At 72.1% G+C, this 12,231-nt stretch carries 9 protein-coding genes; 8 read left to right on the forward strand and 1 reads right to left on the reverse strand.

The window, feature by feature from the left end:
• The first annotated feature begins 89 nt into the window (after positions 1-89).
• The 3 genes from OG965_RS34305 to OG965_RS34315 all read left to right on the forward strand — a co-directional run bounded on the left by OG965_RS34305 (position 90) and on the right by OG965_RS34315 (position 3,139).
• Entirely contained in the window at positions 90-1,409 is a 1,320-nt protein-coding gene (locus OG965_RS34305) for an alpha/beta fold hydrolase (RefSeq protein WP_371655946.1), read from the forward strand.
• 48 nt (positions 1,410-1,457) lie between these two features.
• Positions 1,458-2,198: a PIG-L deacetylase family protein gene (locus OG965_RS34310; protein ID WP_371655947.1), complete on the forward strand. Its 741-nt coding sequence runs from the start codon at positions 1,458-1,460 to the stop codon at positions 2,196-2,198.
• A 104-nt stretch (positions 2,199-2,302) separates the two neighbouring features.
• Positions 2,303-3,139, forward strand: a complete 837-nt coding sequence (locus OG965_RS34315; protein WP_371655948.1) for an enoyl-CoA hydratase/isomerase family protein — start codon at positions 2,303-2,305, stop codon at positions 3,137-3,139.
• 32 nt (positions 3,140-3,171) lie between these two features.
• Here OG965_RS34315 and OG965_RS34320 read toward each other — a convergent pair whose 3' ends face one another.
• Positions 3,172-4,086: an SDR family oxidoreductase gene (locus OG965_RS34320; protein WP_371655949.1), complete on the reverse strand. Its 915-nt coding sequence runs from the start codon at positions 4,084-4,086 to the stop codon at positions 3,172-3,174.
• 71 nt (positions 4,087-4,157) lie between these two features.
• Between OG965_RS34320 and OG965_RS34325 the strand changes: the two genes are divergently transcribed.
• The 5 genes from OG965_RS34325 to OG965_RS34345 are packed head-to-tail and all read left to right on the forward strand — an operon-like array spanning position 4,158 to position 12,231.
• The gene (locus OG965_RS34325; RefSeq protein WP_371655950.1) at positions 4,158-5,045 is read left to right on the forward strand and encodes a DUF4231 domain-containing protein; all 888 of its coding nucleotides are present in this window, start codon (positions 4,158-4,160) and stop codon (positions 5,043-5,045) included.
• Entirely contained in the window at positions 5,045-7,255 is a 2,211-nt protein-coding gene (locus OG965_RS34330) for an NACHT domain-containing NTPase (protein ID WP_371655951.1), read from the forward strand. The genes OG965_RS34325 and OG965_RS34330 overlap by 1 nt, the downstream gene beginning before the upstream one ends.
• A gap of 55 nt (positions 7,256-7,310) precedes the next feature.
• Positions 7,311-8,210, forward strand: a complete 900-nt coding sequence (locus OG965_RS34335; RefSeq protein ID WP_371655952.1) for an AAA family ATPase — start codon at positions 7,311-7,313, stop codon at positions 8,208-8,210.
• A complete protein-coding gene (locus OG965_RS34340) occupies positions 8,207-9,325 on the forward strand; it encodes a hypothetical protein (protein ID WP_371655953.1) in 1,119 nt (372 codons plus the stop codon). Before OG965_RS34335 ends, OG965_RS34340 begins: the two co-directional genes overlap by 4 nt.
• Entirely contained in the window at positions 9,322-12,231 is a 2,910-nt protein-coding gene (locus tag OG965_RS34345) for a hypothetical protein (protein ID WP_371655954.1), read from the forward strand. Before OG965_RS34340 ends, OG965_RS34345 begins: the two co-directional genes overlap by 4 nt.

The raw sequence follows: 12,231 nt of genomic DNA on the forward strand, positions 1-12,231 counted from the left end.
GATGGCAGCGGGCGGGGAAGTGCGCGGACCGGTCGGTGTGATCCACTGGGCCGAGCCGGACGTACGACCGAGATCAGGAGCCCGCACCCTTGACCACCGCCAGCGCGCCCGCCTACCGCCAGCCCGGAACCGTCCTCGTCGACCACCGGTTCGCCGTACCGCTCGACCACGCCCGCCCCGACGGCGAGCAGATCGAGCTCTTCGCGCGCGAGGTCGTCGCCGCCGGACGCGCCGCCGACCGGGAGCGGCTGCCCTGGCTGCTCTATCTGGAGGGCGGCCCCGGCTTCGGCGCCCGGCGTTTCATCGGGCAGCAGGCCTGGCTCGGACGCGCCCTGCGCGACTTCCGGGTGCTCCTGCTCGACCAGCGTGGCACGGGCCTGTCCACCCCGGCCAACCGCCAGACCCTCCCGCTGCACGGCGGTCCCCACGAACAGGCCGACTACCTCGCCCACTTCCGCGCCGACTCGATCGTCAAGGACTGCGAGCTGATCCGCCGCAGGCTCACCGGCGGCGCGCCCTGGACCGTCCTCGGCCAGAGCTTCGGCGGCTTCTGCGCCACCCACTACCTCTCCGCCGCGCCCGAAGGCCTCGCCGCCGTCCTGATCACCGGCGGACTGCCCTCGCTCGACGCCCACGCGGACGACGTGTACCGGGCCGCGTTCCCCCGCATCGAGCGCAAGAACGCCGCGTACTACGCCCGCTATCCGCAGGACGTCGAGCGGGTGCGCCGGGTCATCGAGCACCTCGCCGGCGAAAACACCGTCCTGACCAGCGGATACGTGCTGACCCCGGCGGCTTTCCAGTCGCTCGGCATCCTCCTCGGCGGCGGCGACGGCGCCCATCAGCTGCACTACCTCCTCGAAGACGCCTTCGTGCGCACGGCCGCCGGTCCCGCGCTCTCCGACGCCTTCCAGGAAGGCGTGCACGCGGCCCTCTCGTTCGCCGGGCACCCCCTCTACGCCGTCCTCCACGAGGCGATCTACGCCCAGGACGCCCGCCCCACCGACTGGTCCGCCGACCGGGTCCGCGCGGAGTTCCCCCAGTTCTCCGCCGAGAAGGCCCTCGCCGGAGACGGGCCCGTCCTCTTCACCGGCGAATCCGTGCACGCCTGGCACTTCGAGACCGACCCCGCGCTGCGCCGGCTGCGCGAGACCGCCGATCTGCTGGCCGCCCGCACCGACTGGACCCCGCTGTACGACCCGGCCGCGCTCGCCGCCAACGAGGTGCCGGTGGCGGCCGCCGTCTACCACGACGACATGTACGTCGACACCGCGCACTCACTGGCCACCGCCCGCGCCGTCCGGGGGCTGCGCACCTGGGTCACCGACGAGTACGAGCACGACGGCGTACGGGCGGGCGGCGAGCGCGTACTGAACCGGCTTCTGGGCCTCGTACGGGGAGAGTTGTAGGACAGAGGCGGCGCGGCGGCGCCTCGCCCGGGCTCGTAAGCTGCGGCTATGACAGAGCAGTTGGAGCAGTTGGAAGAGATGCCCGACGACTGGCAGCGGGCCCTCGCGGTCGTCGCCCACCCGGACGACCTGGAGTACGGGTGCGCCGCCGCGATCGCCGGATGGACCGACGCGGGCCGTGAGATCACGTATCTGCTCGCCAGCCGTGGCGAGGCGGGCATCGACGGCATCGAGCCCGCCAAGTGCGGCCCGCTGCGCGAGCAGGAGCAGCGGGCCAGCGCGGCGGTCGTCGGCGTCTCGGCGGTGGAGTTCCTCGACCACCAGGACGGGGTGATCGAGTACGGGACCGGCCTGCGCCGGGACATCGCGGCCGCCATCCGCCGGCACCGCCCCGAACTGGTCATCACGCTCAACCACCGGGACACCTGGGGCGGCGTCATCTGGAACACGCCCGACCACCGGGCCGTCGGCCGGGCCACCCTCGACGCCGCCGGGGACGCAGGCAACCGCTGGATCTTCCCCGAGCTCACCGAGCAGGGCCTCCAGCCCTGGAACGGTGTGCGATGGGTGGCCGTGGCCGGTTCCGACTCCCCGACCCACGCGGTCGACGCGACCGCCGGGCTCGAACGGTCGGTGGACTCGCTCATGGAGCACCGCAGTTACATCGAAGGCCTCACGAACGACGAGCCCGAGACGTACTGCCGCAGCTTCCTGACCGCCAACGCCGAGCGCGCGGCCGCCCGCTTCGGGGGCCGCCCGGCGGTGGCGTTCGAGCTGTTCCCCCGGTAGGGGAGGGAACGGGAGAGTGGAGCGGTCTCCCCTTTCTGCCTTCGGCTCGCCTATTCTGACGGTTCGTCAGCTGGCTGTCGTCGTACGGCAATTGGGGGCCCGCGATGATCGACACCCTCGACCGTGAGATTCCGGACGGCGAGGAGCGGATGCGCCTGGAGGTCACCGCCGAAGGGGTCGGCGTGCTCACCCTCTGCCGCCCCGAGAAGCTGAACGGCTGGAGCTGGGAGTCCAGCCGTCAGCTCGGCCTCCTCGCCGACCGGATCCGCTTCGACGACGCGATCCGTGCCGTGCTCCTGCGCGCCGACGGCCGGGCCTTCTGCGCCGGGATCGACGTCACCGCTCCTGGTGGCGCCATCACCGGCCGCTCCCTGGCCGAGCGCACCCACCGCTACTACGAGGGCATCCGCTGGGTCCACGAGCGCTTCGCCGCGTTCGCCCGGCTGCCGCAGCCCGTGGTCGCGGCCGTCCAGGGCTACTGCCTCGGCTTCGGCTTCGAGCTCGCGCTGATGGCCGACATCAGGATCGCCGCCGCCGACGCGGTCTTCGCGCTGCCCGAGACCGGGATCGGGGTCGCCGTGGACGCGGGCGGCGATCTGCGGATCGCCCGGGACGCGGGTGCGGGCTGGGCGAAGCTGCTGGCACTCACCGGCCGCCGCATCGACGCATCCACCGCCGAGCGACTCGGCCTCGTCCAACAGGTGGTCGCTGAAGCGGATTTGGAGAAGCAAGCGCGAGCGTTGGCGGTGGAGATCGCGGCCAATGCCCCGCTCGCCGTGCGGGCGGTCAAGCGGAACATCGACGCCTTCGCCGACGCCGGACTGGCCGCCGCCCTCGACCGTACGGCCATGGCCGCCGCCCTCACCCTGACCTCGGAGGACGCCCGCGAGGGCTACGCGGCGAAGGCGGCCCGCCGCCCGCCGACGTTCGAGGGAAAGTGACGCCGGTGGCGCTGGTGAGGCACACTCCTGGCTCACCCCTGGAACGGCCCCCGCCCCAGCTGCTCCCGTACGGGTGTCACCGGCGCGGCGACCACCGTACGGCGCTGCCAGTTGGCGCCGTCGACCACCAAGGTGTGGCCGCTGATGAAACGGGCGTACGGGGAGGCCAGGAAGGTCGCCGCCCAGCCGAGCTCCCGGGGCTCGCCCACCCGTAACGCGGGCTGGCGGAGGTCCAGTTCGCCGCGCGCCGCCGCGTCCTCCAGGCCCGACCAGATGGCCTCGGGCATGTCCGGGTGCGGGAAGAGCCCCGGAACGAGCCCGTTGACCTGGATGCCGTAGGGACCCCACTCCACCGCGAGCGTCTCGACCAGGTTCCGCACCCCGGCCTTCGCCGCCGCCGAATGGGCGTACCCCGGGCCGCCCGTCCAGGCGTACGACGCACCCACGTTGATCACCGACCCGGGCGTCCCGGCCGCGAGATGGCGGCGGCCGAACTCGCGGGTCGTGAACCAGGTCCCGGTCAGCGTGATGTCCACGACCGCGCGCCAGGCGTTGGGCGACAAGTCCTCGGCGGGGGAGGGGAAGTTGGCGGCGGCGCTGTTGACGAGCACGCCGGGTACCCCGAACTCCCGCTCGGCCAGGTCGAAGGCCGCGCCGACCCGCTCCGGATCCCGGACGTCGCACACGGCGACGACCACTCGCCCACCCAGCCCCACCAACTCCTCCCGAGCCGCCTTCAGCCGCTCCTCGGAGCGCCCCACGATCACCAAGTCCGCCCCCAAACGGGCGAATTCGGCGGCCATCGCCTTGCCGAGCCCGGATCCACCGCCGGTCACCAGGACCACGGTGTCGTCGTAGGTCCCCGGTGGCAGCGCGCGGGAGCCGGGCGGGGGAGGGGCGGGGAGGCCAGGGAGCGGGGCGGTGGGAGGTGTGGTGTCGTCCGTCATGGCCGCATCCCTACCGCTGAGACCCCGAATCCACCAGACAAGACCACTGAGGAGCCGTCAAAATCCCTACCGTGGCACTGACTCAGGACGAATCGGCGATCGCGGCGGTCTGGGACCAGCAGAACGTCTGGTCGCGGAGCGCGGACCGGCTGAAGAAGGCCGTGGAGGGGGCGCGCAGCAAGGCGCTGCTGCTCGCCATCCTCGCGGCGGTGCTCGGGACCGGCTCCGCCCAGACGATGGGCCACAGCGAGGTGGCCGGCAAGGCGCTCGCCTTCGCCGCGGCCCTGGCGGCGGGGGCGGCGCCGCTGCTCGCCCAGCGCGGCGGGCCGACCCGGCTCAGCGACTGGATCCGAGTGCGCGCCGTGTCCGAGGCACTGAAGGCCGAGGTGTACACGTGCCTGGCGCGGGTCGGGCCCTACCGGGACCTGGCGGGCGCGGGCGCGCTGCTGGCCGAGCGCGGGCGTGCGTACCGGACAGACGGCGGCGACCTGATCCGGTACACCGCCGGGATCGCCGCCCTCCCGAGGCCGCTGCCGCCGGTGACCGACCTCGACTCGTACGTCGAGTACCGGCTGCGTCGCCAGATCGAGACGTACTACCGGCCCAAGGCAGAGTGGATGCGCAGGAAGGTCGTGCTGGTGGGCCGCGTGGAACTGGGTCTCGGTGGTCTGGCTGCCGTGCTGGCGGCGTTCGCGGGCGTGTTCTCGGCCGGGGGGTTCGCCGCGTGGGTGCCGGTGGTGGCGTCGGTCTCGGTCGCGCTGACCGCGCACGCCATCGCCCAGCGGTACTCGTATCAGCAGCTGGAATTCATGCGTACGGCTGAGGAGTTGGAGAGGTTGCTGGCTCGCTGGGAGGGTACGGCTGGCGCTACTGGGACGCCCGAGGCGTTTGTCGCCGAGTGCGAGCACGTCATCTCGATCCAGAACGAGGCGTGGATGATTCGCTGGACGGTGGGCTGATGGAACCGTCTCCGGTGTTGCTGCGGGACGCGGAGTTCGAGAGCCGGTACCTCGACTTCGTGGCCAGGAAGTACGACCGGGTGGAGGTCTTCGGTTTTGACCTCGATTCGAGACGGCCCAGGGGCGGCTGGCCGTTGCTTGACCTGTACACCGACCTGATGACCGTCGGTGAGGCCGGGGCGCCCGCGGAGATGACGGCGGGGATGGCACTGGCCGGGCGTCGGCGAACGCTGGTGCGCGGCGCGGCGGGCTCCGGAAAGACGACGCTGCTGTGGCGCATGGCCGTCTCGGCCGCACAGGGGCAGCGCACCGCGAGGGACCATCTGCACGAACACATCCCCTTCGTCCTGCCGATGAGATACATCCAGCTGGGTGGCGGGCTGCCACGCCCCACGGGGTTCCTCGCCTCGGCGGGTCTGATGATCGCGGACGAACAGCCTTCGGGCTGGGCGGAGCGCGTCCTCGCGGCAGGGCGGGGCCTCCTGCTCATCGACGGCGTCGATGAGGTGCAGGAGCCCGAGCGGTCCGCGATCCGCTCCTGGCTGGGCGAGTTACTGACGGCATATCCGCTCTGCTCGTACGTCGTGACCACGCGCACCCAGGCCGTGCCCGAATCATGGCTGGCGGAATGGGAGTTCGCCGCCCTCGAACTGGCCCCGTTCGATTCCGAGGACATTCAGCAACTCATCACCCGCTGGTACGCGGTGACCTCGGCGGGCAGGGGCGACCCGACGGAAACGGCCGCTCTGGAGCGCAGGCGGGACGCACTGCTGGCCGCCGTCGTCGAACGGCCCGACCTGAGGGAGATGGCGAGCAACCCTCTGCTGTGCTCGTTGCTGTGCGCCGTGCACGACGAGCGCGGCGCCCTACTGCCCCACACCCGTTGGGAGCTCTATGACGCCGTGCTCTCGATGATGCTGAGCCGACGGGACGAACAGCGGCGCATCTCGGCGCACGACATCACCGAATTCGGGCGAGAACCCCAGATCCAGGTGCTGCAACACCTCGCCTACTGGTTGCAGCGCAACGGTCAGACCGACGTGGACCTCGCGAGAGCCCACGATCTGATCGCCGGGCTGCTTCCGTCGCTTCCCAGGCTCGCCGCCCAAGGGACCCCCGAGACGCTGCTCGCGTATCTACGGGAACGCAGCGGCCTCCTCGCGGCGTCCGCACCCGACCGCATCGGCTTCGTACACCGGACCTTCCAGGCCTACCTCGCGGCGAAAGCGGCCGTCGAGCAGGGGGACTTCGGGCTGCTGTTGGCCAGGTCGGACGACCTGAGCTGGCAGGACGTCGTGCTGATGGCGTTCGGCCATGCCCGGCGGCGCGATTCCAGGCAGCTGTTCGTCAACCTTCTGCACCGTGCCGAAGAGAATCCCGCGAGCCGCGTCCGCCTCCAACTGCTGGCCGCGGCGGCGCTGGGTTACACCACCGAAGTCGAACCCGAGGTGCGCGAACAGATCGAGCACCGATTGGCCCAGCTGATCCCACCCCGGACGCCCGCCGAGTCGGATGCTCTGGCCGAAGTGGGCGAACTGGTACTGGAGTTCATGCCGTCGCCCGACAATCTCGACCCCGACGGCCCCGAGGCGCGCATGATCGTGCGCACCGCCCAGCGGATCGGCGGCCCCGCAGCCCATGAGCTGCTACGACGTTTCGTCGAGGCACGCAGGCTGCGGGCCGCCCAAGTGCAGCGTCCGCCCGCCCGGCCCGCCCCGGATTCCGTCCGGGTCGATTCGTGGCCCACCGGGCCACGCCAAGTGGCCTCCACACGACGGACATTGGAGCTCTCCGGCACCGATGTCCCGCCAGACCTCGACCGGCTCGCCGCGACCGTCCACCACGTCGTCTGGCGCGCCGCCGCGCCCCCGTACACCGTCCTGCGTCGACTGCCCCTGCTGCGCACCCTGGTCATTGCGGATACCCCGGCCCTGACGGACCTCGACGGCCTCGCCCGGCTGCCCCGCCTGCGTGCGCTCCGGATCACCGGCTGTCCGCTCCTCGTCGACCTCACGGCCCTCGCCCTCACCGGTGTGGTGTTCCTCGACGTGTCGCCGAACCCCGGGGCCGCCGCACTCGCCGCGCTCGCCGGTGCGCCGCGTTTGCGGGTGCTCGGATTCCCTTGGCCCGCAGGGGACTTCGACCTGGAGGGGCTGCGGCGCAGTCTGCCGGGAGTGGAGCTGGTGCCGCGTCACGTCGTCCGCATGTGAGGCGGGGCGCGGGCGTGCACAATGACTTCCGGACGCACCGTTGAGGGAGGGCCGCGTGCTGCGGTACGACAAGGAGTTCGACCCGAGGAGCGACGGTCAGGGGGCCGACGGCCCCGGTGATCCGGCCGCGAGCCCGGGGCGGTACGCCGCCGACGACGAGGTGTACGTATTCGACGACGACGAAGTCGTCCTCGCGGTCAACGTCGCGCTCAAGACGGGGCGCCCCCTGCTGCTGTTCGGCCCGCCGGGCTCCGGCAAGTCCACCCTCGCCCCCAACGTGGCCAGGATCCTGGGCTGGGAGTACTACGCGCACGTGGTCACGGCCCGCACCGAGCCGGAGGACCTGCTGTGGCGGTTCGACGCGCTGAAGCGGCTCAACGACGCGCAGGCGCAGCAGTTGGACGACGACATGGGGCACTACTACACCAAGGGTCCGCTGTGGCGGGCCTTCGCGGCCCCCGGTGGCAAGCGATCGGTCGTCCTCATCGACGAGATCGACAAGGCGGACCCGGATCTACCGAACAGCCTGCTGGGACCGCTCGGTTCGCTGTCGTTCCCCGTACCGTGGGACGACGAGGATTCGATTTCCGTACCGCCGGAGCGAGCGCCGTTCGTGGTGATCACGACCAACGACGAGCGTGAGCTTCCCCGGCCGTTCCTGCGCCGCTGCATCGTCTTCGAGCTGGGGTCACCGACCAAGAAACACCTGCTGAAGGTCGCGGGCTCGCACCTCGGGGAGCGGTACGAACCGGAGCTCGCGGACAAGGTCGCCGATCACATTCTGGACGTCCGCAAGAAGCTGGAGGATCCGGCGGCCGGCCCCAGTACCGCCGAGTACCTGGACGCGCTCAAGGCCAGCCAGCAACTCGGTGTGGTGCCCGGCACGCCCGAGTGGGCCGCGCTGGAGGCGGTGACCCTGCGCAAACGGCGCGACGGAATGGAGCCCACCGCGTGAGCGGGCGCGGTGAACTCTTCCTCGGCGATCTGGTGCGGGCCATGGCCGAGTTGAAGCCCGCGGACCTGGCCACCGCGGTCGCCATGGCCGCTCTGTTGGGGCAGGGGCACCGTACGCCCACGGCCCTGCCGCAGGGCCGCGTCGTCCAGGCCGTCGGCCGGGGCACGGGGACCGGTCGAGCCAGGGCCGTACGGCTGGAGGAGGCGTCCGGCGGTCCTCGTCGCGGCACGCCCGCATCACCTCCCCGGGTCGTCACCGCCGAGCGGGGACCGCGCACGGAGCGGCCGGACGACCCTTCCGGAGCGGAGGGGGAGGACACCGAGCACGGCGGCGGGGAGCGGGCGGTCCTGCTGGCCGACAGGCCGGTCGACTTCTCGCTCACCGCGATCGGCGGACCTCCGCCGCAGCCTGCGGTGACGGACGGGGCGAACGGTTCAGCCGCCGGCGCCGGGCTGCCGGAGCGCGGGACCGCCGCCGCCCCGCTCTCCCACGAGCCGCCCTGGAAAGGGGACTGGGCCCGGGGAATCATGTTCGCGGTGGTGGCCACTCCGGTGCAGAGCAGAGAGGTCGACCAGCGGGCTCTGCTGCGGGGCGTCGCGGGCCGCCAGGCGCTGCGGGCCGTACCGCGTCGACGCCGGTTCAGCACCCGGCGCGGTGCGCAACTGCTGCTCGACCACGGCCCGGGCATGGCGCCGTTCCGCGACGACGGACTGTGGCTGCGCGAACTGGTGGGCAGCATCGCCGGACGCGACCGGGTCGAGGTGCTGAGGTTCCGGGGCGCCCCGGGACGCGGGGTGGTGCGCCAGGATCCCCTCACGATCGACCCGTACCGGCCGCCGCCGCCCGGCACACCGGTGATCCTCTTCTCCGACCTCGGCCGGATGCGGCCACCGTTCGCGGGGCAGGGAGTCGCGGGTCCGCAGGAGTGGCGCGCGTTCGTCCACACGGTGGCGCACTCCGGCTGCCGCGTCATCTGCCTGACTCCGTACGAGAGCGCCGACTATCCGGCCCTGCTGCGCAAGAAGGTGGCGTTCGTCCCCCTGGACCGGCGTGTGTCGCTGCGGCACGCACGGGAGGCGACGGCGCGGGTGCGTGGCTGGCTGGAGTGCCCATGACGAGCCACCCCGAGGTGCCGGAGGCGTACCTGCCGTCACAGGCCGACCGCGCCATGGAGGAGTACATCCCGCAGCTCGCGCGGAGCCGGCCCCAACTCGTCCATCTCGCCGAGTGCCTGTCGCTCGCGGCCGGAGTGGAGCGGCCGCTGCTGCGACGCGCCCGGCTGCGCTTCCTGCCGCGTTCGTCGGCCGGTCTGGAGGCCGAGCTGTGGTTCTCCCCGCTGGTGGAGTCGGCGAGCGAGAATTCTCTGCTGCTCGACCCGGCCGCGGCGGCCGTCCTGCGGCGACGCCTCGCACTCCGGCCTCGTCAATTCGTTCAGGACGTACGGGACTTGATGGTCGAGGCGCATCTGGGCGCGCAGCCGGTCGCCCGCTGGTTCGAGGACCTGCTGTGGGCCGACCTCTTCCCGGCCACGTCGACGCCCGAGCACATCGGCGAGCAGTTGCGGCGGGTGCTGCACGCGGTCACGGCGACCGGGCATGCGGCCGACGAGATCGGGCGCTGGGCGCTGCACTATGTGCCGCGCCTGCCGAGTGGGGTGCGCCGGTACGACGACGCCTGGCGGATTCAGGTGGCCTCCTCCGAACGCCTCGGTCTGGCGCCGCCGGAGGACCACTTCCCGCGCCCGTCCGGCACGACGGCCGCGGCGCGGGCTTTGGTGCAGCGGGACATCCCCGTCGGCGTGGTGGCCCGCTCCGACGGCTTGGTGCTCAGCCGCCCGCCGGTCGAGGGGGCGCGGACGGTTCTGGCTGCGGGGGTGCGTTCGGCACGGGTCGAGGCGGCGAGTGTGCTCGCGCCCCAATCCGCGCCCGTGCAGCTTGAGTTGATGGATGATCAGAGTGTCCATCTCCCGTTCACCGTGGTGCAGCGGCTGTCCGTGAGCGGCGAGGCCGTCCAGGGGTTGGCACACGCGGGGGCGGCTTACGAGGTGGCGGTCGCGTCGGGTGCGGAGGTGCGTGCGCGGTACGCCGTACTGCTGGGGGACTGCACGATCGTGCTGCATGCGGACGACGGGACGGAGACGGGCCGCATCCCGGCCGCTGTCGACGGCGTGCCGAGGCGGTCCCTCACGCTGTCGGCGGACGGGGTGGCTGTGGCCTGGACTGAGGGGGGACGGGCGATCGAGTACGAACTGGCCACGGGGAGGAAGGTCGTCTACGAGTGGCCTCGTGAGGAGGGCGCCGCAGTCCGGGTGCGGTTCCTGACGGATCACGCGGCGGGCTTGGCGCAGCTGTGCGTCCGGGGTGATCGGCTCTTCCTGACCGGGCCGACAGGAATGCGGCAGGTCGGCGGCCCCGAGACCACTGGGGCACGGGCGTTGTGGCTGTCGGCACGCGGGGAGTATGCGGCTGTCGTCGACGGATCGGGCGCGTTGTCGGTGCATGAGGGGGAGGCCTTGGTGACGGAGTTCACGAACCGGGAGGTCACCGCCGTCGCCGGAGCGCCGGACGAGGCGCACATCGTCTGGGCGGGCGCGGACGGGACGGTTGAGGGGTGGTTCGTCGGCGATGGTGGCGAGGTGGTGAGCCACGGCGTGGCGCCCTGGCAGATCACCTCCCTGGCCATGAGCGCGGACGGCCGCCGGATCGCGGCCGTGGGCGGCGACTCCAGGCTCCTCCTCTGGGACCTCGCCAGCGGGACGGCCGTCGCCAGCGAACGGCGGCTGGCCTTCTGCGCAGACCGAGTCTTCGCCCTACCCGACGGCGAATGGGCGGTCTCCGGCACGGGCGGCCCGGTCGAGCTCACCACCGACGACGGCCGTCAGTACGTCATCACCCCGGACACCGAGGCCCTGTCCGCCCCGGTGGGCGTGCCCGGCTGGATTCGGGGCGAGGTGATCGCCGTAGTACGGGCGGGCCGGGACCCGGTCACGTTCGTCGATCTGGCGGAGGCGATGGAGTCGATCCGGGCGGCGGGCGTCACGTGCCTGACGGTGGGGCCGATCACCCCGACCGTCAGGGGCGACGTGGAGGGAATCCCCGGCGACGAGGAAATCCCCGACTCCCTGGGCAACTTCGGAGACTTCGTGTCCCTGCTCATGTCCGCCCACCACCACGGCGTGCGGATCGTCGTCGACATGGATCTGCGGGCCGTGTACGCGGTCGGCCGGATCCTCCACTCGATGCGCCAGTGGCTGGACCATGACGTCGACGGCCTGCGCCTGGTCGGCGACCGCCGCCTCGACGCGGACGTACTGCGCGATGTGCGCCACCTGCTGGACGGCTACGACGACCGGGTGCTCATCGGTACGCACACCACCGGGCTCCCCGCCACGGCGGACTCCGACTTCGGCGCCACCGGCGCCTTCGTAGCCTGCGATGTCGTGGTGCGGGCCCTGCAGGGGGAGCTGATCATTGGTATGACCGAAGGCGCCCTGGTCAGGAACGCGCTGGTCAACGCCCAGTTGCCCCTGGGCGCGGCCAGGCCCGGAGCGCAGTGGGGCCATCTGCTGCCCGACGACCTGACCGCACCCGGGCGAACGGCGTTGGCCCTGCGCGTGCTGCTCGGCCTGCCGGGATGCCCCATCGTTCCGCTGTCGCTCCTCCAGAACCAGGACCTGGAGGTGGTGAGAATGCTGGAGCTGCGCCGGGATCACCTCGCCCTGTCGCGGGGCGACTGCCGTGAACTCCCGTTGTCCCGACCGCACTTGCTCGGATTCGTACGGCGGCACGGCGACGAGATCGTGCTCTGCGTCGCCAATGCGGGGGTGCACCGCGAGACGATCGACGTCACCCCTCGCGCACTGGGCGCCCCGGGCAACGCACGGCTGCTCGACCTCTTCGACGGAACCGTCGCCCCGTGCACCGACAACACCCCCGCCCCCGTTGCCGTCGACGCCGGCGCCGTCCGCTGGTACCGGCTGCTCCCGATACCCCGCACCGCCGTCTCCGGCCTCGGGGAGTAG

It is taken from the genome of Streptomyces sp. NBC_00224, assembly GCF_041435195.1.
In the GTDB taxonomy this organism is placed as follows: Bacteria; Actinomycetota; Actinomycetes; order Streptomycetales; family Streptomycetaceae; genus Streptomyces.